The sequence below is a fragment of the Flavobacterium sp. W21_SRS_FM3 genome (assembly GCF_052113625.1).
In the GTDB taxonomy this organism is placed as follows: domain Bacteria; phylum Bacteroidota; class Bacteroidia; order Flavobacteriales; family Flavobacteriaceae; genus Flavobacterium.
In genome coordinates this window covers 551,276-575,126 of sequence record NZ_JBGQOD010000002.1, presented here as the reverse complement: position 1 = coordinate 575,126, position 23,851 = coordinate 551,276, and the positions used below count along the sequence as shown (strand labels likewise).

Below are 23,851 nucleotides of genomic sequence, written 5' to 3'. Positions count from 1 at the left end.
AATATCTAAAAACAGAGAAAAATGAAAAGTATTGAAAAGATATGCATAATTGTAACAGTGATGATAGCAAGTGGATTTATGATTTTTGCGACTAATGGTAGTGATTCTAAAAAGGAGTTGTTGCAGGAAGAAAGTACGGCTTATTTCCCATTAAAGATGGATTTTGCAGGAGAAGAGGTGCCTTTGAAAATTTCAGATGTTAGAGAACGTTTGGATAGAGAGCTTATTGTCAATATCAATTTGCATGCTTCCACTATCTTGGCTATTAAAAGAGCCAATAGAGCGTTTCCTGTTATTGAGCCTATTCTTAAGAAAAACGGTGTACCAGATGATTTTAAATATTTAGCAGTAATAGAAAGCGGTTTAGTTAACGCTGTATCTAGTGCAGGTGCAAGAGGAGTTTGGCAATTTATGCCAGAAACAGCTAAGGAAAGAGGTATGGAAGTCAATGATTTTGTTGATGAACGTTATCATTTAGAAAAGGCTACCCAAGCAGCATGTAGTTATTTTTTAAGTGCCAAAGCTAAGTTTGGTTCTTGGACTTTGGCTGCAGCATCTTATAATGGTGGTATGGGCGGCGTTAATAAACAGCTGGACATTCAAAAAGAATCTAATTACTATGACTTGTTATTGACAGAGGAAACTTCTCGCTATGTTTTTAGAATTTTGGCATTGAAAGAAATTATGAAAAATCCTGCTAAGTTTGGATTTGAATTAAAAAAGGAAGAGCTGTATGAATTGATTCCAACAAGGAAAATGGAAGTGGATAGTACAGTGACTGATTGGGCTAGTTTTGCAAAATCACAAGGAATAAATTATAAAATTTTAAAAATACATAATCCATGGCTTAGAGATAAAAAATTAGAGAATCCAGACAATAAAAAATACATTATAGAAATCCCTCTAAGTGGATATTAATTTTAAATGATATGAAAATGACTTTTCAAACTATAGTTTTCTTAGTACTAATTGGTTTAACTGCGGGTGTTTTAAGTGGTTTGATTGGAATAGGTGGAGGTATTATTATGGTTCCTCTATTACTATTAATGGGGTTTACACAACAACAAGCTCAGGGTACCAGTTTAGCAGCCTTATTGCCTCCAGTAACTTTACTAGCGGTATTAAATTATCATAAGGCGGGGTATATCGACTGGCGGTTTGCCATTGTTATTTCGTTAGTCTTTGTAGTGGGCGGTTACTTTGGGAGCAATTTAGCTATTCATGTAGACCAGAAAATTTTAAAGAAGATATTTGCAGTTGTTCTTCTGATTATTGGCGGATTTCTCTTTTTTGAGAAATGACCCCCTGAAAATTTATCATCACTATTAACAATAAATGAAAACGCTGTGGCTTAATAAAGGGCCAGTATGTTTTAGACTATCAGTTATAAAAAAAAAGAGCAAAATAAATTCATTTTGCTCTTTTTACTTATATTTTTTTCATCTGATCTTTCATCATTACGATTTGCTCTTTCAGCATGCCTTGTTTGTCTAATCTTTTAGCTTCATTCAATAACGTAGTTGCTTCTAGTTTTCTTCTTCTTGACATAGCAACACCTGCAAGGTTTAATTTAGCTACAGCTAGATCCATATCCATAGACAATCCTAATTCGATCGCTTTCTTGAAATATTTCTCTGCTTGGTTGATGTTTGTTTGTGATAACATGATTCCGTGCAGGTAATTAAAGTATCCTTGTTGCTTTTTTACTAAGGCAGTGTCTGGGTTTTTAATGTAAGCCAACCATTTTTTAGCTCCTTCAAAGTCTTGTTTTCTTAACTTTAAGAAAGCAAGCAAGATGAATTCATTTTTGAAATACAAGAAAATGGGTATAGCAGTCAATAATAATAGGAAAATTCCGTTACCTATATTGTTTTCTGTAAATTGCCAAATGCTAGTAATAGTGATAAGACCCGCGATAATAAGTTTGATATTCTTGTGAAACATAGTATGTATTAATTTAAGATTGCAAAGATAGTAAAAGGAATTAAAAATATTTTTATAAAACTACTTGCGAGGAAAAAAAGTCTTTGTATATTTGCACTCGGTTTTAGGATAACAGTTATTCAAAAATAAGAAGACATATAAATAAGATTTAAAGATACAAAGCAATGAGCAAAAGAACGTTTCAACCATCGAAAAGAAAAAGAAGAAATAAGCACGGATTTATGGACAGAATGGCTTCTGCGAATGGAAGAAAAGTTCTTGCTAGAAGAAGAGCTAAAGGAAGACATAAACTGACTGTTTCTTGTGACCCAAGACACAAAAAATAATGTTTGTATAAACATAAATAAGGCGTTACTTTTTTTAGTATCGCCTTTTTTTATACCTTGTCGTTAAATTATTTTTTTTTTAAGAGCAAAACTTGATTTTTATAACAAATAAATACCACTGCCTTTTACAACAAGGAAGGTCAGTTTAATAATCGAGATTAAAATTACAACAACAAACTACACAATAATTACAAAAAAATGCCAAAAGACACATCCATAAAATCAGTATTAATAATAGGCTCAGGACCTATTGTTATTGGTCAAGCTTGCGAATTTGATTATGCAGGTTCACAATCGGCACGTTCTATTCGTGAAGAAGGAATTGAAGTTATTTTGATAAATTCAAACCCTGCAACAATTATGACCGACCCTTCTATGGCCGATCATATTTACTTAAAACCTTTAACGACTAAATCAATTATTGAAATCCTTAAAGCACATCCACAAATTGATGCTGTTTTACCAACAATGGGAGGACAAACAGCGCTAAACTTATGTCTAGAGGCTGAAGAAAAAGGTATTTGGGAAGATTTTGGAGTAAAATTGATTGGGGTTGATGTTAATGCCATAAATATTACTGAAGACAGAGAGCAGTTCAAACAACTTTTAAAGAAAATAGGAGTGCCAGCTGCACCAGCAGAAATTTGTACTTCTTACCTTAGAGGAAAAGAAATTGCTCAAGAGTATGGTTTCCCATTAGTAATTCGCCCTTCCTTTACCCTTGGAGGAACTGGAGCGGCTATCGTCTATGAAAAAGAAGATTTTGACGAACTTTTAACCAGAGGATTAGAAGCGTCTCCAATTCATGAGGTTCTGATAGATAAGGCTTTAATGGGATGGAAAGAATACGAATTAGAACTATTAAGAGATAAGAACGACAATGTAGTTATCATTTGTTCTATCGAAAATATGGACCCAATGGGAATTCATACTGGAGATTCGATTACAGTAGCGCCAGCAATGACACTATCTGATAAAACTTTTCAAAAGATGCGTGATTATGCTATTTTGATGATGAGAAGCATCGGAAACTTTGCTGGAGGTTGTAACGTACAATTTGCAGTTTCTCCAGATGAAAAAGAAGATATTGTAGCGATCGAAATCAATCCTCGTGTGTCTCGTTCTTCTGCATTGGCTTCAAAAGCAACTGGGTATCCAATTGCCAAAATTGCTTCTAAATTAGCTTTAGGATACAATTTAGATGAATTACAAAACCAAATTACTAAATCTACTTCGGCTCTTTTTGAACCAACATTAGATTATGTAATTGTAAAAATACCGCGTTGGAACTTTGATAAATTTGAAGGTGCTGATAGAACCCTAGGACTTCAAATGAAATCAGTAGGTGAGGTAATGGGAATTGGACGTTCTTTCCAAGAAGCACTTCATAAAGCGACACAGTCTCTAGAAATCAAAAGAAATGGTTTAGGAGCGGATGGAAAAGGTTATAAAAACTACGAACAAATTATTGAGAAACTAACTTTTGCAAGTTGGGATCGTGTTTTTGTAATTTATGATGCGATTGCGATGGGAATTCCATTAAGCCGTATCCATGAAATCACTAAAATTGACATGTGGTTCTTAAAACAGTATGAAGAATTATATACATTAGAAAAAGAAATTTCCAACTATAAAATAGACAACTTACCTAAAGAGCTTTTGCTCGAAGCAAAACAAAAAGGCTTTGCTGATAGACAAATTGCACACATGGTAGGCTGTTTAGAAAGTCAAGTGCATACGTTGCGTACGGATATGAATATCAACCGTGTGTTTAAACTGGTAGATACTTGTGCGGCAGAGTTCAAAGCTAAAACTCCTTATTACTATTCAACTTTTGAGGCTGAAATTGAGAAAGCTGATGGAACTCGTTATGTTGAGAATGAAAGTATTGTTACAGATAAAAATAAAATAATTGTACTTGGGTCAGGCCCAAATAGAATTGGACAAGGAATTGAGTTTGATTACTCTTGTGTACACGGAGTACTTGCAGCTAAAGAATGTGGTTATGAAACTATCATGATTAACTGTAATCCTGAAACGGTGTCAACCGACTTTGATACTGCTGACAAATTGTATTTTGAACCTGTTTTCTGGGAACATATTTATGACATTATTAAACATGAAAAGCCAGAAGGTGTAATTGTACAACTAGGTGGGCAAACCGCACTGAAACTAGCAGAGAAATTGTCTAAATATGGTGTGAAAATTATAGGGACAAGCTTTGATGCCTTAGATTTAGCTGAAGATAGAGGACGTTTTTCTGAATTGTTAACAGAATTGAACATTCCTTTTCCAAAATTTGGAATTGCAGAAACGGCAGATGAGGCTTCAGAATTAGCTGATACACTGGATTTCCCTTTATTAATTAGACCTTCTTATGTATTAGGTGGTCAAGGAATGAAAATTGTAATTAACAAGCAAGAGTTAGAAGAGCATGTCGTGAATCTTTTAAAGACAATTCCGGGTAATAAATTGCTTTTAGACCACTATCTTGATGGTGCGATTGAAGCAGAGGCAGATGCTATTTGTGATGGAGAAAATGTGTATATCATAGGAATTATGGAGCACATTGAGCCATGCGGAGTGCACTCTGGAGATAGTAATGCTACATTACCGCCTTTTAACTTAGGAGAATTTGTAATGCAACAAATAAAAGACCATACTAAGAAAATAGCCTTGGCATTGAAAACAGTTGGTTTAATCAACATCCAGTTTGCAATCAAAGATGATACAGTATTCATCATTGAAGCAAATCCAAGAGCTTCACGTACGGTACCGTTTATTGCAAAAGCGTATGGAGAACCTTATGTAAACTACGCTACTAAAGTTATGTTAGGTCATAATAAAGTAACCGACTTTACTTTTAACCCGCAGTTGAAAGGATATGCCATTAAGCAACCTGTTTTCTCTTTTAGTAAGTTCCATAATGTAAACAAAGCTTTAGGACCAGAGATGAAATCAACTGGAGAAAGCATTTTGTTTATTGATGACTTAAAAGACGATCAATTCTACGAGTTGTACTCTAGAAGAAAAATGTATTTAAGTAAATAATATTTGAATACTGATATTGAAAAAGCCCCAATCGGGGCTTTTTTAATTTTTAGTAGTAGCAGTCATCAATTTGCAAATCATACTGGAATTTTATAATTAGGCGCTAACAAATATTTACTTATAGCTATTATTATGTAACTTATAAATCGCCTAACTGTTTAGCTATTTCAGCATAGTATTCTGGAGATATCTTTTCGGTCCAAATTGTAGGTTGAGGTCCATATATTGCTATATAGGACACAGCACTATTTTTTGAAGAAGTATGCCAGTGTTCCGTGTCCTTTTGACATTTAATCACATCCCCTTTTTTTATTACAATTGGTTTTTGACCTTTTTCTTGATAATATCCTTTTCCATCAACTACAATAATTATTTGCGCAGTTGAGTGTTTGTGCCAATCTAATATGGAGTTTGGACTAAAGTTTGCTTGAGTAATGTTTTGATTAAAGTCAGCGTCAGCTTCAACTAAAAAATTAAGCCAAGCATCGCCAGTATGATGATTGTTAGGTGCTTTAATGCCTTCTTCGAGGTAAGATTTTACATTTTTTACTGTTTGCTGTGCATTTGAAAATAATGGTGAGAGACTGATGATAAATAAAACTAAATATTTCATGAGTGTTTGTTTAATGTTATTATAATGAAATTATGTAATCCGAACAGGTTTTTATTAAATTTATAATAGATATGATGCGGTCTTTATAAAACCTATACCCCAATAATTGTGTAGGAACTAGTTAAAAAGCCAAAGATTAACTATTCTCAAATATACTCAAATTTAAAATTGGGTGTAAATGATTAATTATTTTATTACAAAGTAATTCCATACAGCAATAAAAAAAAGTCCCGAATTGGGGACTTTTAAATAGTAGCTTCCTACTTAATCAATTTTTAATCTATAAAATAGACAAAGTTAGACTTGACTTTCAATTAGTATTTTATTATCTAAAATGTACTATAGTGCAAGACGAAATCCAAAAACTTCCAATTCCCCTTGCATAAAATCTAAATCTTCGGATCTTTTAAACCCTAGTTTTTCATACATCTTCCATGCTATTTTCATCGCATTGGTAGAATGAATAATGAGTTGCTTATTGTTATTCGCTTTTGCTTTTTCAATGCAGCTATGCGTTAGCACTGTGCCAATTCCCCCGCCTCTCCACTTTGGATTTACGGCTAATAAACGAAAACCAGCAGCATTTTTTTCTTGAGTCGCTGTTCCTCCGGAACCATATTGTGCCATGTCATTAATATAGACCACAGCTCCTGCTATCTCACCATTTGCTGACAGCGCCACTAAAAGTTCGGTTTGTGGATTTTGTGCAAGATCGCCAATGTTTTCTAGCATTTTGTAATAATTCGGTTGCTCTTGAATACTAGGAAATCCTGGCAGTTGAGAATAGACGGTCACTAATAATTGTCCAATCGCTTTAAAATCATTTGGATGGGCATTTCTGATAGTATATGTGGTTGGGTTCAAATTTACTGTAATTATTACGTGATTTTATTCTGCTGTCATTTCTACAGGAAAACGATCAGCAACAAGGTTTAAAAGGACATTGTGTTCTAAAAAGGCTTTTAATCCGGCTAAAACTAAAGTAAATCCTTCAGTAGTATCTCTAATTTGAGCATTTTGTTCATCCATACTTCCTGCTATGCCGTTATATGTGATGGTAACAAAAGTTTTAGAGTCGCCTAATTCTTCAAATTCCCATTCAGCAATAGCTTTTTCATCATCCCCCCATTGAATCAAAATACTTTGGTTTGGTATTAAAGAAAGAACTTTAATAGTTACCGTATGGTTGCCGTACATTTCCCAAGTCCAATCGACCGTTTTTCCTTCCTCTAATGTTCCTGATGCTTTGGTAAACCAAAATTTAGTTGTTAGCTCTGGATTGATAAAGGCCTCAAATACTGTTGCTACGGGTTTTCTAATGAGCATCGCTGCTTCAGCGAAAGCATTCTTTTCAGTATGCATAAAGTTGTTTTTTATTTGTCAAGTATAATTCTCATATGATAATGCTGAATGCCTACTTCTACAAAGGCATCATCATAAATTTCAAAACCCAAGTTCAAATAGAAAGGAACCGCTGTGTCTCTAGCGTGGCAAGCTACTTCTTTTATTCCGTTTACTCGCGAAAACGAGAGTAGTTCTTTGACTAGCAATTTTCCAACTCCTTTTCCTTGTTGATCAGTTTGTACAGCCATTTGCATTAATTGCGTTTTAGTTTTCTCAGCATCTAATGGTACAAGAACCACGCAACCAATAACGGTACTGTTCTCTAGTGCTACAAAGTGCCATGCTTTTTCATCATGCATTTCCCATGCATGGTCGGCAATTCCTATTGGACGTAACAACACCGAATTTCGTAATTCCTGCTCTGCGGGATAATAGCTGCTGCTCGTATCAATTAATGCTATTGAAATCATTTTTTATTTTGTTATTGGTAGAGAAGATTATTTTTCAAGACGATCTAACATCGCTTTCATTTTTGCAATTTCTTCTTTCTGTGCTTTTATAATATCTTCGGATAGTTTCTTTACTTCCGGATCTTTCAAATCAGCATTTTCACTTACTAATATTGCTGATGAATGGTGAGGAATCATCGCTTTCATATACTGTTCATCTCCTATAGGTACTTGATTTCTTAAGAAAAACAACGATACTATAAAAACCGTTATACTAGAAATCATGATGATACTATTTTTACGTTTATTTTTATACATCATTGGCATCATGACGAGCATTAGGATAGCCATGGGTGAAACCATCAACAACGTCATATATGTTCTTGTTAAACTCAAATAGAAGTGATCAACTTCGTAAATATTTAAAAACATTACGGCATACATGATTATAAACGAGATAATAAGCATTGCAGCAAATTTTGAATAATTGCTTTTTTTCATTTTTTTAAAATTTAGATTAATGATAATAACGGTCTGTAACTCTTACAGTGTTCAGCATAAAATAGCACTGCATTTAACAGTGGTGTAAAAAAATATATATTGTGATTGTCATTGTGAACAACCTAAAATAAAGATATTTTATTACTGTTTTAATCCTCTATAGGAATGTATATTGAAAAAGAAGTTCCTTTATTTACCGCTGCTTGCACGGTAATATGACCATGGTGATTAGCCACGATTTTTTTAACGATAGTTAAACCAATCCCAGTTCCTGTAAATTTTTCTTTATCGTGTAATGATTGAAAAAGCTCAAATATTTTTTCACTGTATTTTTGTTCAAACCCTATACCGTTATCCGTATACGAGATATGGCAATACTGTGTTGCTTCTCCAAGCTTGTCTTCATTAAAATAAGAACTTGCTGCAGTTTGTGCTTTAATTTTTATAATCGGGGGCGTATCAGAGTTTATAAATTTTAAAGAATTACTAATGAGATTGAAAAATAATTGTTTGAATTGAAATTCAATGACTTTCAGATTGCATAAAGCCTCTGTTTGAATAACGGCGCCACTTTTATTAATATCATCTTTTAAATCAATTTGTATGTCGTTGATAATTTTAGAAAGACTTACTGATTCTAATCGGGAAATATCAATTTTAGTTCTGGAATAGGTCAGCAAATCATTAATTAAATTTTGCATTCTTTCTGCTGAGTTGCGTATACGACTAAAATTATGTCTTCCTTTTTCACTCAGGTTATTGTATTCATCTTTTTCAATAATACTAGTCAGCATCTGGATTTTTCTCAATGGTTCCTGAAGGTCATGACTTGATATATAAGCAAATGCATCTAATTCTTTGCTCAGTTTTTCTAAAGAAATATTCTTTTCACTTAGCTCATCATTATTTTCTTTAATCTTATTCTCTAAAGAATGATTAATGTTTTTTTGGTTATTTTCAATTTTTTTATGTTGTTCCCGCTCTTCTAAAAGTGTAGATTCACTAATAGTTACTTTTTCTAAAGCATCTAAATGAAAGGAAATCAATTCGGCAAACATGCTAAACATTTCTTTCACTTTAAAATTGTTTAGCGAATTTGGATTGGGGTCAATGGCGCAAAGTGTTCCAAAAAAGCTTCCGTCACGACGCATTATAGGAACAGATATATAGCTTTGAAAACCATACATAGCGGGACAATGGTGTTTACTGTATTTTGGGTCGTTAGCTACATGATCAATTACAATGGCATGGCTTAATTCTCTTACCTCGTTGCATAGAGTAGTCTTGATCGCTAATTCATCCCCAGCTGTTATACCAAAATTAATAGCGTCATGAACGCTACACGTTATCCATCTTTTTTCTGTAACTCTAGCAACTGCAGCAAAACCCATTCCTGTCGTTTGACAGATAACATCAAGTAAATTGGGAATAATATTAATCATTCCGATGTTGGAAAGGTCTTGTTTAAAATGCTCTTCTAATTCCGCCATTACAATCTAATTTGGTATAAAAATAAAAAAAAATATATATTTTAACAAGAAGGTTTCTTTAGGAATAACTTTTAGAAAGTTAGAAAGAGAGGACTTTTTGCCTTCGTAAAATTTACAAAAATACAGCGATGCCTTGGTTTGGAAAAGGACACCATTTTTTTATGAAGTAAAAGAAAGTAGTATTAAAATTGTTGCAATACCATACTGTAATAAAGTTTAACCTAATTTTTTATTTTTTTCCATAATAACTTAAAGATAGCTACGAGTCCAAACGCAAGTAGTCCTACTATGATTCCAATAATAAACTCTCCTACAATTGAAGGAAATGTATCCATAAAGTGGTGCAAGAATTCTATATTATGAACAAATATCCCTCCCGAAACTAAAATAAGGGCTATAGTTCCAATGATGGCTAAGCCTTTGATTACAAGAGGCAATGCTTTTATTAATATTTTTCCAAAAGTTTGAGACAGCTTGTTTTTATGATTTAAAAGTGCAATACCTAAATCGTCCATTCTAACAATTAGTGCCACAATCCCGTAAACCCCTACCGTTGCTATAAAGGCAATGAAAGTTACTACAATTATTTGGCTTACAAGCGCGCTTCCTAAAACGGTACCTAGTGCGATGATTACAATTTCTACAGATAAAATAAAGTCGGTTACAATAGCCGATTTTATTTTTCCTTTTTCTAAATCTAGAATTTCTTCTTTGCTTAAAGAAGTTTTTTCTAATACTTTTTCTGAATGAGAATGTGGAACGAGATATTCATATATTTTTTCGGCTCCTTCATAAGCTAAATACACACCTCCTAATAATAGGATAATTGTAATTGCCCAGGGAACAAAAGCACTTAGCAAAAAGGCGAAGGGAAGTATGATTAATTTGTTTAATAAAGAACCTTTAGTAATTGCCCACAAAACTGGAATTTCTCTTGAAGAAACAAAACCAGAAGCTTTTTCGGCATTAACCGCTAAATCATCACCTAATATTCCTGCTGTTTTTTTAGTAGCAACTTTACTCATTACTGCAACATCATCCATAAGAGCTGCGATATCATCTAATAATGCAAAAATTCCTGAGGCCATCTTTTAATTTTTTATAATTTTTGAACTGCGACAAGCTGTTCTTTATTTCAAATATAGCCAAAATTTTTTTCTCGTTATTGGAATTTTGCTTCGTGTTTCTAGGGAGTAAGCTTGTGTGAAAATCAGCAGGCATTTAAGTGATTGATTGTTAGGAAATTATTTTTTCATTCAGAAAAAAGGCTACTTTACTTTTTATTTAATTTTTCTTTGAAAAAGCTCATTGTTCGGTTCCAAGATAAAGTAGCGGCGGCTTCATCATAACGCGGAGTGGTGTTGTTGTGAAAGCCGTGGTTCACATTTGCATAAAAATAGGCCGTATTTTCAACGTTATTCTTTTTTAATATTGCTTCATAAGCGGGCCAACCTTCATTAACACGAGTGTCCAGTCCTGCATAATTTAATAGTAAAGGTGTTTTTATTAGCGATGCTTCTTCAGCAGTGGGTTGTCCTCCATAATAAGGTACTGCAGCTCCCAATGTAGGAATTTTAACAGCCATCATATTGGCAATCCAGCCACCAAAGCAAAACCCAACAACACCAATATGGCCATTGCAATCCTTATGATTTTTAAGATATTCATAAGCAGCAATAAAGTCTTCGAGCATTTCCTCTCTATTGCGTTTTTTTTGTAATTCTCTTCCATCATCATCATTTCCGGGATAACCACCCAAAGGAGATAATGCATCGGGGGCTAGCGTTATAAAACCATCTAATGCGGCTCTTCGACCTACATCTTCGATATAGGGATTTAATCCTCTATTTTCGTGGACTACAATAATTCCGGCTAACTTCTTTTTAGTATTAATAGGCTTTGATAATAGTCCTTTAATTGCTCCTCCTCCTTTGGGAGAATTATAAGTTATAAAGCCCGAGTTTAATCTGGGGTCCTCTGCTTGAACAAGTAAATTGTCTTGATAATTTGGACTCATAAAACTCAGTAGAGACGGGACTGTAAGGCTTCCTACAGCAAATAAAGAGAGTTTCTCGATAAATTGTCTTCTCTGTATTTTATTGTGAGCGTAGTCGTCGTATAAATCAAATAGTTCTTGACTTATATCTTCTTTTGTTATTTCTTTCATTCTTACAGCTTTTATTCAATTAATAAAAAACACAAACATCTTCTAGTTCTTTTCGTTTTAAATCAGGAACCCAACATTCCTCGGCTGGATAACCCACTGGAATTAATAAAAAGGGTTTTTCATTGTTAGGGCGGTTCAGCACTTTTGTTAGAAAGTTCATAGGACTGGGTGTGTGTGTCAATGAAACTAAGCCTGCATCATGTATTGCTGCCAGTAAAAAACCAGTGGCTAGACCTACGCTCTCTTGTACGTAATAATTATTTTTCTTTTTACCCTCTTGATCAACTTCATAAATGCGTCTAAAGACAATAATCAAATAAGGAGCTATTTCTAAAAAGGGTTTGCGCCAATCAGTCCCCAGAGGTTTCAAGTCTTCAAGCCAATCGCCTGACATGCGTGAATTATAACTTTGTCGTTCTTCCTCTTCTGCGGCAGTGCGAATTTGTCTTTTGAGTTCTGGATTTTCCACCACACAAAAAGTCCAAGGCTGTTTATGTGCTCCTGAAGGTGCTGTCGAAGCTGATTTAATGATATTCTCTATTACTTCGCGGGCAACAGCTTTATCTGAAAATTCTCTCACCGATCGTCTCTTATCCATAACGTTAAAGAACGACTGAGAACGAAAAAGTGTCTCTTCTTCAGATAAAAATGGTTTATTGTACTGGATGTAGGGGTGGTCTTCAATTATTTTTTTAGCAGGCATCTTAATTTGTTTCTTTTCTCAAATATAAATATAATTATTGAAGTAGTTTAGAGAGAAATTATAGGGTTAGAGAATGCTAACTGTTGTTAAATTGGAGCACTAAAATATTTGATATACCATTCCACTGCAATTTCGGCAACCTCAGTTAGTTTTCCTGACTCTTCAAATAGATGTGTGGCTCCGGGAATGATTTTCATTTCTTTAGTTGTTTGCAGTTCATCGTAGGCTTCCTTATTCATCAGTACTACAGGAAAATCAAGCTGACCTACGATAAGCAATGTGGGAGACTTCACAAGATGTAAACTACTTAAGGCCAAATCTGGTCTTCCGCCTCTAGAAACCACTGCTTTTATCTGATCACCAAAATAGGCAGCTGCTCGCAATGCAGAGGCAGCACCTGTACTCGCGCCAAAATAAGCTAATGGGTACTTTTTTGTTAGATTATTTTTCGATAACCATTCTGTGACTTCTATCAGCCGGCTCACTAATAAATCAATATTAAATCTATTTTCGTAAATTTCATCTTCTTGTTCCGTAAGTAAATCAAATAATAGTGTGCCTATATGGTGTTTTTGAAATAGATTGGCTACATAATTATTTCTAGGGCTAAAGCGACTACTGCCGCTGCCATGGGAAAAAATCACAATTCCTATCGTATCATCATCAACGACTAAATTACCTTTTAAAGTTACGTTTGATAAGGGGATATCTATTTCTGTCATTTTCATAATAGGCAGTTTTATTGATGGAACAATTTCTTTATATTATGATTTGGGGGCGTTTTTATTAGGGAAAATTAAGCATCGATATGACCTCATTATCGCTAACCTGATTGAACTCTTCATAGAAAGCACCTACAGATGTAAAGTTTTGCGATGCAATGAGGTACACTAGTTCATCTGCTTTGGTAGTAAATTTTTCTATAGCCGAAGTAGGTAATACAGCAATAGCCACAATAATTTTTTTGACGTTCTTTTTTCGTAACATAGCGATTGTTACCAGTAAAGTATTTCCAGTAGCAATACCGTCGTCTACTAAAATTACTTCTTTACCTTCTAGTGAAAGGGGTATTTTATTCTTTCTGTAAAGCTGGTATTTCTCAGTTAATAAGGTTCGCAATCTTTTAATTTCACTTTCGATATAACTGCTAGAGACATTGGAGTGTTCGTCAATAATAAAAGAGTCAAGTGATACAGCACCTATGGCGAACTCTTTATTACTAGGATGTCCAATTTTTTTTGAAAGAACAATATCTAATGATAATCCTAAGTTTTTTGCAATAATATAACCTATGGGAACCCCACCTCTAGGGATAGCCAGAACTATGGTGTCTGTATTCTGATATTTTTTTAATTTATCAGATAACATCTGCCCAGCTTCGATTCTGTCCTTTAGGAATTTGGTTTGCATTTTCTTTGGAGTTTAATTAAATAGTTTTATATAAAGGTACTGATTTTCAATTAGTTTGCTAATTAAATTTGGCTTTTTATTGTTCAAAATATTGAGAGTGAGAAGCTAAAATAGTTTGATCATAAAAAAAGAAACGGCTATTAGCGTGGCTGTAAAAGAAACTACTATAAAAAAGCCACACCATGCTTCAGCCCTTTAAAGAGAGCTACATTAATTAATCAATGTTTTTACTTATTTTTACTTCCTATAAACAGTATAAATGGCAATTTTAGAACGAACAAATTTAAAGTCAAAAGCGGATATTAATACTGGTTTTGGTACCAATGCAAACAGCTACGGCGGTCGCTTTATTAATAAAAATGGATCGGCTAACATTGAGAAGCGAGGGATGCATGCTTTATCCAGAATAAGTTGGTACCACACCATGATTGATATGAAGGCCTGGAAATTCCTATTCATAATTTTGTCTTTTTATGTTGGAATCAATTTTATTTTTGCCCTAATTTATTTTGGGATTGGGATCGAACATTTAGACGGAATTGCGCCTACAGATAATCCGTGGGAACAGTTTGGGAAAGCCTATTTTTTTAGTGCACAAACGTTCACAACGGTAGGGTATGGTCATATTAGTCCCACGGGTTTCTTGACCAGTGCGCTTTCAGCAGCTGAGGCTTTGATGGGTTTGTTAAGCTTTGCTATTGCAACCGGATTATTCTTTGGTAGATTTAGTAAACCTACCGCTTTTTTGAAATTTTCTCATAATGCGGTGATTGCCCCATATGGTGAGATAACAGGACTGATGATAAGAATGACTCCTTTTAAAAACACTAATTTTACTGATGCTGAAGCAAAAGTTACGCTGGGGATGAATGTAGAGGAGCAGGGAAAAACAGTTAATAAATTTTACACACTCGATTTAGAGTTAAAGAAAATAAATGCACTCACGTTGAGTTGGACTTTGGTACATCCAATAAATGAAGACAGCCCGCTTTATAATTTCTCTAAAGAAGACTTTATCAAATCACATGGAGAGATTTTAGTGTACATTAAGACATTTGATGATATGTTTAGTAATACTGTAGCAATTAGTACTTCTTATACTTTTGATGAGGTGATTTATGGAGCTAAATTTGAGCCTATGTATTCGAGAAGTAACGATAATTCTAAGACTATTTTAGATTTAGATAAACTCAATGCCTACAGTAAAATTGATCTTTAAAAATAATTTTCCGTTACATTTAAATGTAGGACCATTTTTTTAAACTATATTTGTTTATCAAATTTTTAAAAATGATAAACAATATAAAAAATGTTTTTAGCATAAAAGATCTTGAAAACCTTTCAGGAATTAAAGCGCATACCATTCGTATCTGGGAAAAAAGATACAATGTGCTGGAACCCATGCGAACAGATACTAATATCAGGCTGTACGATTTAGCGAGTTTGCAAAAGCTGCTGAATATTACGTTACTACATGAATATGGCTATAAAATCTCTAAAATTGCAGCTTATTCTGAAGATGAAATACCGCAACTCGTAAGGGATATCGTTTCTACAAAAAATGCTAAGAATCATGCCATCAGTGCTTTTAAGATGGCAATGATGAATTTTGATCAGGAATTATTTTTCAACACTTACGATTGGTTAATCGCCGAGAAGTCATTCAAAGAAGTGTTTCACCAGGTATTTGTTCCTTTAATGAATGAGTTGGGCCTATTGTGGCAAACAGACACGATTTCGCCTGCTCATGAACACTTTGTTAGTTATCTAATCAAACAAAAATTGGTAGTTAATATCGAAAAATTGCAAGCGAAAAAACCCGTAAGGACCGATAAAGTCTTTGTATTGTCCTTACCTATGAATGAAATTCACGAACTGGGATTGATGTATATTAATTACGAGATACTGTCTCAAGGTTACAAAGCGATTTACTTAGGGGAAAGCATGCCCATTGAAAATCTAGTAGATTTAAAAAAGCATTTCAAATCTATTGTGTTTGTATCTTATCTAACAGTACAACCAGATCGAAATGTGATTGATGAATATATCTCTCAAATGTCTGAGCAGTTGCTTGATGACGAAACTGAGTTATGGTTTATTGGTCGAATGGTGGAGTTTATAAATAAGGCTAAACTCAAAGCGAATTGCAGCATTTTCAATTCAATTACAGAATTAGTTGAAGAGCTTTAGTTGTTTTGTTTAAACATTTTGTATATTTGCTAAACAAATGAAAAAGAAAATTACAATAATAGGTTCTGGATTCTCAGCTTTGGCTGCCTCTTGCTATTTAGCAAAAAGTGGTCATGAGGTTGATGTCTTTGAAAAAAATGATGCTATTGGCGGTCGTGCCAGGCAATTAAAAAGCAATGGCTTTACCTTTGATATGGGACCAAGTTGGTATTGGATGCCAGACGTCTTTGAACGTTTTTTTGCAGATTTTGGTAAAAAAACTACTGATTATTATGAGTTAGTAAAACTTTCTCCGGCCTATCGCGTATATTATGGTGTAGATGAATTTATTGCTATAGCAGATAATCTTGCCGAAATTGAAGCGACTTTTGAAAAAATCGAAAAAGGCAGCGGTAAAGTATTGCACGATTTTATGATGGAAGCACAGAGCAATTATAATATTGCTATTAAAGAGTTAGTGTATCGTCCAGGAGTTTCTCCTTTAGAATTAGTTACAATTGAAACCGCAAAGAAAGTGGGTCAGTTTTTTAGTACTATCAGTAAGGACATTCGCAAGAAATTTAAAAATGAACAATTGATTCAAATTTTAGAATTTCCAGTATTGTTTTTAGGTGCTAAACCTTCAGATACGCCCTCTTTTTATAGTTTTATGAATTATGCCGACTTTGGTCTAGGGACCTGGCATCCTAAAACGGGAATGTTTGATGTTGTTAAGGCGATGGAAAAGCTGGCTACTGAACTTGGTGTTAAATTTCACATTAATGCCGGTATTGATCAAATCATTGTAAAGGATAAAACGGCAGAGGCTGTAATTGTAAATGGAAGAAGAATTGATTCTGATATTGTATTAAGTGGTGCTGATTACCATCATACGGAAACATTGTTAGATGAACAGCATAGAGCGTATTCTGAGAAATATTGGGAAAGTCGCGTTTTTGCTCCATCGTCACTATTGTTCTATGTTGGTTTTAATAAAAAAATCCAAAATATATCGCATCATGCTTTATTTTTTGATGTTGATTTTCAACAACATGCAAAAGATATTTATGATGTGCCTCAATGGCCAAAGGAACCGTTGTTTTATGCTAATTTTCCTTCGTTAACCGATAAAACTGCCGCTCCAGATGGCATGGAATCAGGTTTTTTCTTAGTGCCACTAGCGCCAGGTATAAATGATACTGAGGCTTTAAGAGAAGAATATTTTGATAAAATAATAGAACGTTTTGAAAGACTGACAAAACAAAGCATAAAAAATAATATTATATTTAAGCGTTCTTTTTGCAAAAATGATTTTGTTGCAGAGTACAATTCGTATAAAGGGAATGCTTATGGCATGGCCAATACACTTATGCAAACTGCTTTTTTAAGACCTAAATTAAAAAGTAAAAAAGTAAATAATTTATATCTTACAGGTCAGTTAACTGTTCCAGGACCAGGAGTTCCGCCAGCTTTAATCTCTGGTAAATTAGTGTCAGATTTGATTAATAAGCAATTAATAGAACAATAATTATGAAGCAATTATTTGACGACGTATCTTTTAAGTGTAGTAAACTAGTTACTAAGAATTATAGTACTTCTTTTTCGCTAGCCGTTTATATGCTATCGCCTGTAATTAGAGATGCCATCTACAGCATCTATGGTTTTGTGCGCTTTGCTGACGAAATTGTAGACTCTTTTCACGGTTATGAGAAAGAGGATTTAATCAATGATTTTGAGAAAGAATATTACAAAGCATTTAAAGCAGGAATTAGCCTAAATCCTATTTTGAATTCTTTTCAACACACCGTGAAAGAATATAATATTACTGATGATCTGATTCAGGCTTTTTTGAAAAGTATGAAATTGGATTTAATCAAATCTGATTACAATAGTAAAGCCGAGTATGATGATTATATTTACGGTTCTGCTGATGTAGTAGGTTTGATGTGCTTGAAGGTTTTTGTTAAAGGCAACGCAGTAAAATACGAGCAATTAAAAGCCGAAGCCATGCGATTAGGTTCTGCATTTCAAAAAGTAAATTTCCTTAGAGATCTAAAAGATGATAATTTAGTACTCAATAGAAATTATTTTCCAGGCGTTGATTTGAATTCTTTTGATGAAAAAGCTAAAGCGGCTATAATTACTGAGATTCAAGAAGATTTCAAAGTCGCCTATCAAGGTATTATAAAGTTGCCTATAGAAGCTAAATTTGGGGTTTATACCGCCTACGTTTACTATAAAAAACTTTTAAAAAAGCTCGAAAATACGCCTTATCATGAAATAGGAAATGCGAGAATTCGGGTGTCAAATTATACTAAAGCAGGCTTGTTAGCACAGTCATTTGTTACCTATAAATTGCGATTAGTCTAATATTTAGACAACTTATAAACTGATTATAAAAATACTTTAAACCTACAACAATGATATCTTTTCTAATTTTCATTAGCGTTTTCTTGTTCATGGAATGTGTTACTTGGTTAACCCATAAGTACGTTATGCACGGTCTAATGTGGTATTTTCATGAAGATCACCACCAGCCAAAATATGCCAATGTTTTTGAACGTAATGATATTTTCTTTGTGATTTTTGCTATCCCCAGTATTGTGCTGTTCTACTACGGTGTCGAAGGGGGGATCAATTACCTCTTTTTCATCGGCTTAGGAATTACTGCTTACGGTTTTTGCTATTTTATGATTCACGATGTACTTATTCATCAACGATTTAAATGGTTCAAACACACAAAAAACAAGTATTTAATAGGGCTTAGAAAAGCACATAAAGTACACCACAAGCATTTAGGTAAAGAGCATGGAGAATGTTTTGGAATGCTGTTTGTACCTTTCAAATATTACAAAATGTAATACTATTTATTGGGCGTGCCCCGCATAATCCCGATAGCTATCGGGACGGGTCGGGCTTTACGGCTATATCTCTGCGCTACGCTGCGAGGATACCGCCTGCAATCCCTCACGCGATAGCATTAATAAAACAATATAGAATTTTTAAAGAACACTCCCCATGAAACTTTATAAAAAAGAATCGGTACAATATGTAAATGCTAGTTTAGAAGAATGTTGGGCTTTTTTCTCAAGTCCTAAAAATCTGCAAAAAATAACGCCCGATACTATGGGGTTTCAAATCACAGATTTTGATGGCAAAAACATGTATGCAGGACAAATTATCCAATACAAAGTTTCGCCACTTTTGGGAATTAAACTGCCATGGGTTACCGAAATTACTTTTGTCGAAGAAAATAGTTATTTTATAGACGAGCAACGTTTTGGTCCGTATGCTTTGTGGCATCACAAACACTTTTTTGAACCAACCGAAAATGGAGTCAAAATGACTGATTTAGTTCATTATGCATTGCCTTTAGGTTTTATTGGTCGCATTATGAATACACTGGTGGTTAAGAATAAGTTGAAAGCTATATTTGAACATAGAGAAAAAATGGTCAATCAATTATTTAATACTAAATAATGAGTAGGCCAGAAGTGGTTGTTTTTTGGTACCGCAGGGATTTGCGTTTAGAGGATAATGTAGCGTTGTTTCATACTTTAGAGTCGGCTTATCCCGTTATACCTTTGTTTATTTTTGATGATGCTATATTAGAAAGTCTGCCTAAAAATGATGCTCGCGTCGGTTTTATTCACGAATCATTATCCAGTATAAATGCTACTTTGAATAAAGTGGGCAGTGCTCTTTTAGTTAAAAAAGGTTCAACTCGCGCTGTCTGGCAGTCTTTAATGGCTCAATACGCTATACAAGGCGTTTTTTATAATAAAGATTATGAACCTTATGCTATACAGCGGGATCGTTTAATCACCAATTTGCTACAAGAGCAGCAAATAGAAGTTAAGGGATTTAAAGATCAGGTAATTTTCGAGGAACTCGAAATCACAAAAGCGGATGGCTTGCCATATACTGTTTACACACCTTATAAAAACAAATGGTTAGAGAAATACAATGCGCTAAAACCCTTTCCAGAGTACAGTAATGCAACCCAGTTTTCAAATTTTTATAAATCTAGTTTTAATTTTCCAAGTTTACAAGAGATTGGTTTTATAGCAAATGCTATAAAAGTGAAACCCTACAATTTATCCCAGATTGCTACTTATCATGAAACTCGTGATTTTCCGGCATTAGATACCACTTCTTATTTGTCAGTTCACCTGCGTTTTGGAACCGTAAGCATTCGGAAATTAGTTACTTGGGCTGCTAAGAAGAACGCTGTTTTCTTGAGTGAGTTAATTTGGCGTGAGTTCTTTATGCAAATTCTGTATAGTTTTCCTAAAGTAATGGACAGCAACTTCAAATCGGCTTATGACGGCATACAATGGCGCAATAATGAAGCCGACTTTAAAAGATGGTATACAGGGACTACGGGTTATCCTATGGTAGATGCTGGAATGCGGGAACTGAATGCAACAGGCTATATGCACAATCGGGTGCGAATGGTGGTTGCTAGTTTCTTAATAAAGCATTTGTTGATTCAATGGCAGTGGGGAGAAGCTTATTTTGCCGAAAAATTGTTGGATTATGACTTAGCAGCTAATGTTGGTAACTGGCAATGGGCTGCGGGAACGGGCTGTGATGCCGCGCCTTATTTCAGGGTTTTTAATCCAGAAATTCAGTTGAAAAAGTTTGATGACAAAGGGATTTATATTCGAAAATGGATTCCAGAATTTGACTTGGGTTATGGCCAGCCAATGGTAGAGCACGCGATGGCAAGAGACAGAGCGATTACGACTTATAAAGCGGGGATTTTAAAATAATTGTAATACATTTTTGTGTCATAATTCATCATTTGTATTGGATTGCTCTAGCCCAGATAGTAGTGGTATCCTTTTCTTTTTTTCTTTAAAAAAGAAAAGATAAAACGGATAGCTGGACCAGCTCCTAAAATCTATTTAATCAATTTATTTAGCATGCCGTTAAAAATAAAACCGTGAAAGGGGAGTACAGAATACCAATATAATTTACCCCAAATGCCGCCCGGTCTAAAGGTAGCTGACTGATACAAAGTATTCCCAATAATTTTAAATTCTAGCCAAGCTTCACCTGGCAATTTCATCTCAGCAAAAAGGGTCAATTTGCCTTCTTGTCTGTTTGCATACAAAACACGCCAAAAATCAAGGGAATCACCCGCGTGAATGTCGTTTCTATTTGTTCGGCCTCTTCTTGATCCCACGCCACCATAAAGTTTATCAATAAAACCGCGAAGATCCCACAACCAGTCGCCATAATACCATCCAGTTTCTCCACCTATAGACCAGATTTTGTTTATAGTGTACTCTCGATCAATGATCTGTCTTTTTCTTCGATCAATAAAACAATCTTTTTTTGGGACCTTGATGTAGCTAGATAGATTGGTTTTAAACCTACCACTTACAAGGGAATCTTTCCAGCTAGAAAGCACATTATTAGCTTCAACTTTTAATAATGCTCGGGATAATGCCAGTTCATACGACATGGGTTTGACATGGAGTAACTCATTTATTTTAGTATCTCTACACACCACTTCGACTTTCATGCTGCTTACTAAAGCACTTGCTAATTTATAGGATGTAGAGGTAACAAAATAAAGCCAGTATGACGAAAGTTTAGGAGTCATTACTGGCACTGTAAATATCCAGCGTTTTAAATTTTTGGCTTTGGCGAAAGCCAGGAGCATTTCCTTATAGGTTAAAATATCAGGCCCGCCAATGTCAAAACTTTGATTGTAGGTAACGGGATTTAATAATGATTTTGATAGAAATTCCAGTACATCATTAATCGCAATAGGTTGGCATCTTGTATTGAGCCATTTTGGCGTTATCATAACGGGAAGTTTCACAACTAAGTCTCTAATGATTTCAAAGGAGGCACTGCCTGAACCTACAATAATACCTGCTCTTAACGTAGTCATGGCATAGGTTCCTGTATTTAATATTTCCTCTACTTTTTTACGTGAAGAAAGGTGTTTTGAAAGTGAATCATCATTGACGATTCCGCTGAGGTACACCACTTGTTGGGCTTGTGTCTGATTAATTTTAGACACAAAATTTAATGCTGACAGTGCTTCTAGTTCATCATAATTATCAGCAGATCCTGCCATGGAATGAATCAGATAATAAGCGGCATCAATATCGTAAGGAATGGTTTCTAAAGTTTCTTTTTTAAGGAAGTCGACTTCAACCACAGTTATATTTTCTTTAAACTCTAACGGAATATAAAAACGATTCTTATCTCGTACACAACAGACAATATCATGACCTTGCGCTATTAAAATAGGTAAAAGGCGTTTTCCAATATAGCCAGTGGCACCAGTTAAGAGAATTTTCATAGTGATTTGGGTTTAAATTTAACTTAGTTTATTTGAAATTAGACTAATAAATTCTTTTCTAGTTTTATTTTTTTCAAATGCTCCTGTAAATGATGAGGTTGTGGTAAACGAATTTTGTTTTTCGATACCACGCATTTGCATGCACATGTGCTGTGCTTCAATTACTACAGCCACACCAAGTGGCTCCAGCGCTTCTTGTATGCAATTTTTAATTTGGTCAGTTAGGCGTTCTTGAACTTGCATTCTTCGAGCGTAAGCATCTACTATTCGGGGTATTTTACTTAATCCTACAATTTTCCCGTTAGGAATATAAGCGATATGCGCTTTTCCGAAAAAGGGCAACATATGGTGTTCACACATCGAGTAGACTTCAATATTTTTTACTACAATCATCTGGTTATGATCTTCAGTAAACAAAGCCGACTTTAATATTTCTAATGGGTCTAAAGCATATCCGTGCGTTAAAAACTGCATCGCTTTTGCTGCTCTTTCAGGAGTTTTTTCTAGTCCTTCTCTAGTGATGTCTTCTCCTAAACCATGAATGATTGTTTTGTAATTTTCGGCTAATACAGTGGTGGTATCCGTATTGTAGTGTTCTTTTTTCTCGTAATTTTTCATTTCTTTAATCATGAGCTTGGTTAATTTATTTGAGTTTGGGGATTATATTTTAAAAGAAACGATGCCATAATCCATTTTGAAGATTTGACCTGAAAGTGATTTGGCTTTATCTGAGATTAAGAAATTAGCCATTTCAGCAACTTCTTCGGGTTGTAAATAGCCTTTCATTGGGTGGCGTTCTACCATGTTTTCTTTCATACGATCATTACGCAAAATCCCCGCTGCTAAGGAGGTATTTGTTATAGTAGGAGCAATCGCGTTGATGCGCACAGTAGATGCGAGTTCAGCTCCTAATGATTTAACTAAACCTTCCACACCGGCTTTTGCAGTCGCAATACTAGCATGAAAAGGCATTCCTAGTTTAGCTGCAACGGTACTGAATAATAGTATTGAAGGATTGCTTCCTTTTTTAAGGGTAGGTAAATATTTCTGAATTACTTTAACTGCACCAATAACGTTAATTTCAAAATCATTTCTAAAATCATCGATGCTTAAACTCCCTATGGGTTTTAAGTTTATCGAGCCAGGACAATAGATTATAGAATCAATGCAGTCAATTTCTGGTAAGTTATCGCTAAGCACATCTATGCCGAAATGGGTTAAGTTAGCATGTCTTGTTTCAGGCGCATTGCGACTGATGTTGAACACTTTATTGTTTTGTAATTGTTGCATTAAAATAGCATTTCCTATTCCTTTGCTTCCGCCAATGATGAGTATGTTTTTCATAAATTATGGGGATAT

The 23,851-nt window shown here is 34.4% G+C and carries 26 protein-coding genes; 11 read left to right on the top strand and 15 right to left on the bottom strand.

Features of this window, described 5'->3' with window-relative positions; genetic code table 11:
- Positions 1-21 precede the first annotated feature (21 nt).
- Positions 22-918 (top strand): lytic transglycosylase domain-containing protein, encoded by an 897-nt coding sequence (locus ACEN2K_RS06065; protein ID WP_441758432.1) that lies wholly within the window; start codon positions 22-24, stop codon positions 916-918.
- A gap of 17 nt (positions 919-935) precedes the next feature.
- Complete coding sequence (locus ACEN2K_RS06060) at positions 936-1,301, top strand: sulfite exporter TauE/SafE family protein (RefSeq protein ID WP_441758431.1); 366 nt, start codon at positions 936-938, stop codon at positions 1,299-1,301.
- 127 nt (positions 1,302-1,428) lie between these two features.
- Here the strand turns inward: ACEN2K_RS06060 and ACEN2K_RS06055 are convergent, their stop codons facing one another.
- The gene (locus tag ACEN2K_RS06055; protein ID WP_441758430.1) at positions 1,429-1,944 is read right to left on the bottom strand and encodes a DUF2892 domain-containing protein; all 516 of its coding nucleotides are present in this window, start codon (positions 1,942-1,944) and stop codon (positions 1,429-1,431) included.
- 164 nt (positions 1,945-2,108) lie between these two features.
- Here ACEN2K_RS06055 and rpmH point away from each other — a divergent pair, with 164 nt between their 5' ends.
- Entirely contained in the window at positions 2,109-2,270 is a 162-nt protein-coding gene (gene rpmH, locus ACEN2K_RS06050) for a 50S ribosomal protein L34 (RefSeq protein WP_026706823.1), read from the top strand.
- A gap of 198 nt (positions 2,271-2,468) precedes the next feature.
- On the top strand, positions 2,469-5,321 hold the full coding sequence (carB, locus tag ACEN2K_RS06045) for a carbamoyl-phosphate synthase large subunit (RefSeq protein ID WP_441758429.1): 2,853 nt from the start codon (positions 2,469-2,471) through the stop codon (positions 5,319-5,321).
- A gap of 139 nt (positions 5,322-5,460) precedes the next feature.
- Here the strand turns inward: carB and ACEN2K_RS06040 are convergent, their stop codons facing one another.
- The 11 genes from ACEN2K_RS06040 to ACEN2K_RS05990 all read right to left on the bottom strand — a co-directional run bounded on the left by ACEN2K_RS06040 (position 5,461) and on the right by ACEN2K_RS05990 (position 13,998).
- A complete protein-coding gene (locus tag ACEN2K_RS06040) occupies positions 5,461-5,934 on the bottom strand; it encodes a cupin domain-containing protein (RefSeq protein WP_441758428.1) in 474 nt (157 codons plus the stop codon).
- Between the two features lie 339 nt (positions 5,935-6,273).
- Positions 6,274-6,798 carry a GNAT family N-acetyltransferase gene (locus tag ACEN2K_RS06035; RefSeq protein ID WP_441758427.1) on the bottom strand — a complete coding sequence of 175 codons (525 nt, stop codon included), beginning with the start codon at positions 6,796-6,798 and terminating at the stop codon, positions 6,274-6,276.
- A 24-nt stretch (positions 6,799-6,822) separates the two neighbouring features.
- On the bottom strand, positions 6,823-7,296 hold the full coding sequence (locus tag ACEN2K_RS06030) for an SRPBCC family protein (protein ID WP_441758426.1): 474 nt from the start codon (positions 7,294-7,296) through the stop codon (positions 6,823-6,825).
- An 11-nt stretch (positions 7,297-7,307) separates the two neighbouring features.
- The gene (locus tag ACEN2K_RS06025) at positions 7,308-7,748 is read right to left on the bottom strand and encodes a GNAT family N-acetyltransferase (RefSeq protein ID WP_441758425.1); all 441 of its coding nucleotides are present in this window, start codon (positions 7,746-7,748) and stop codon (positions 7,308-7,310) included.
- A 27-nt stretch (positions 7,749-7,775) separates the two neighbouring features.
- Positions 7,776-8,228: a DUF305 domain-containing protein gene (locus tag ACEN2K_RS06020; protein WP_441758424.1), complete on the bottom strand. Its 453-nt coding sequence runs from the start codon at positions 8,226-8,228 to the stop codon at positions 7,776-7,778.
- A 149-nt stretch (positions 8,229-8,377) separates the two neighbouring features.
- Positions 8,378-9,718, bottom strand: a complete 1,341-nt coding sequence (locus ACEN2K_RS06015; protein ID WP_441758423.1) for a GAF domain-containing sensor histidine kinase — start codon at positions 9,716-9,718, stop codon at positions 8,378-8,380.
- 221 nt (positions 9,719-9,939) lie between these two features.
- Complete coding sequence (locus ACEN2K_RS06010; protein ID WP_441758422.1) at positions 9,940-10,806, bottom strand: DUF808 domain-containing protein; 867 nt, start codon at positions 10,804-10,806, stop codon at positions 9,940-9,942.
- A 185-nt stretch (positions 10,807-10,991) separates the two neighbouring features.
- A complete protein-coding gene (locus ACEN2K_RS06005) occupies positions 10,992-11,885 on the bottom strand; it encodes a dienelactone hydrolase family protein (protein ID WP_441758421.1) in 894 nt (297 codons plus the stop codon).
- A gap of 19 nt (positions 11,886-11,904) precedes the next feature.
- Positions 11,905-12,483, bottom strand: a complete 579-nt coding sequence (locus tag ACEN2K_RS06000; protein ID WP_441758420.1) for a nitroreductase family protein — start codon at positions 12,481-12,483, stop codon at positions 11,905-11,907.
- A 191-nt stretch (positions 12,484-12,674) separates the two neighbouring features.
- The gene (locus ACEN2K_RS05995) at positions 12,675-13,316 is read right to left on the bottom strand and encodes a dienelactone hydrolase family protein (protein ID WP_441758419.1); all 642 of its coding nucleotides are present in this window, start codon (positions 13,314-13,316) and stop codon (positions 12,675-12,677) included.
- A gap of 58 nt (positions 13,317-13,374) precedes the next feature.
- Positions 13,375-13,998, bottom strand: a complete 624-nt coding sequence (locus ACEN2K_RS05990) for a phosphoribosyltransferase (RefSeq protein WP_441758418.1) — start codon at positions 13,996-13,998, stop codon at positions 13,375-13,377.
- 259 nt (positions 13,999-14,257) lie between these two features.
- On the opposite strand from ACEN2K_RS05990, the gene ACEN2K_RS05985 reads away from it, so the two are divergent.
- From ACEN2K_RS05985 to ACEN2K_RS05955, 7 genes are all read left to right on the top strand, one after another.
- Positions 14,258-15,217 (top strand): ion channel, encoded by a 960-nt coding sequence (locus tag ACEN2K_RS05985; protein ID WP_441758417.1) that lies wholly within the window; start codon positions 14,258-14,260, stop codon positions 15,215-15,217.
- Positions 15,218-15,288: 71 nt separating this feature from the next.
- Positions 15,289-16,188, top strand: coding sequence for a MerR family transcriptional regulator (locus ACEN2K_RS05980; protein ID WP_441758416.1), 900 nt, complete (start codon positions 15,289-15,291; stop codon positions 16,186-16,188).
- A gap of 37 nt (positions 16,189-16,225) precedes the next feature.
- Entirely contained in the window at positions 16,226-17,695 is a 1,470-nt protein-coding gene (locus ACEN2K_RS05975) for a phytoene desaturase family protein (protein WP_441758415.1), read from the top strand.
- Between the two features lie 2 nt (positions 17,696-17,697).
- Positions 17,698-18,537: a phytoene/squalene synthase family protein gene (locus tag ACEN2K_RS05970; RefSeq protein WP_441758414.1), complete on the top strand. Its 840-nt coding sequence runs from the start codon at positions 17,698-17,700 to the stop codon at positions 18,535-18,537.
- A 50-nt stretch (positions 18,538-18,587) separates the two neighbouring features.
- Complete coding sequence (locus ACEN2K_RS05965) at positions 18,588-19,028, top strand: sterol desaturase family protein (protein WP_441758413.1); 441 nt, start codon at positions 18,588-18,590, stop codon at positions 19,026-19,028.
- Between the two features lie 157 nt (positions 19,029-19,185).
- Positions 19,186-19,647 carry an SRPBCC family protein gene (locus ACEN2K_RS05960; RefSeq protein ID WP_441758412.1) on the top strand — a complete coding sequence of 154 codons (462 nt, stop codon included), beginning with the start codon at positions 19,186-19,188 and terminating at the stop codon, positions 19,645-19,647.
- Entirely contained in the window at positions 19,647-20,942 is a 1,296-nt protein-coding gene (locus tag ACEN2K_RS05955) for a cryptochrome/photolyase family protein (RefSeq protein WP_441758411.1), read from the top strand. The genes ACEN2K_RS05960 and ACEN2K_RS05955 overlap by 1 nt, the downstream gene beginning before the upstream one ends.
- A 131-nt stretch (positions 20,943-21,073) precedes the next feature.
- Here ACEN2K_RS05955 and ACEN2K_RS05950 read toward each other — a convergent pair whose 3' ends face one another.
- The 3 genes from ACEN2K_RS05950 to ACEN2K_RS05940 are packed head-to-tail and all read right to left on the bottom strand — an operon-like array spanning position 21,074 to position 23,836.
- On the bottom strand, positions 21,074-22,492 hold the full coding sequence (locus tag ACEN2K_RS05950; protein ID WP_441758410.1) for an SDR family oxidoreductase: 1,419 nt from the start codon (positions 22,490-22,492) through the stop codon (positions 21,074-21,076).
- Between the two features lie 18 nt (positions 22,493-22,510).
- Positions 22,511-23,122 carry a GTP cyclohydrolase I FolE gene (gene folE / locus ACEN2K_RS05945; protein WP_441758409.1) on the bottom strand — a complete coding sequence of 204 codons (612 nt, stop codon included), beginning with the start codon at positions 23,120-23,122 and terminating at the stop codon, positions 22,511-22,513.
- 30 nt (positions 23,123-23,152) lie between these two features.
- Positions 23,153-23,836 carry an SDR family NAD(P)-dependent oxidoreductase gene (locus ACEN2K_RS05940; RefSeq protein ID WP_441758408.1) on the bottom strand — a complete coding sequence of 228 codons (684 nt, stop codon included), beginning with the start codon at positions 23,834-23,836 and terminating at the stop codon, positions 23,153-23,155.
- Positions 23,837-23,851 lie beyond the last annotated feature (15 nt).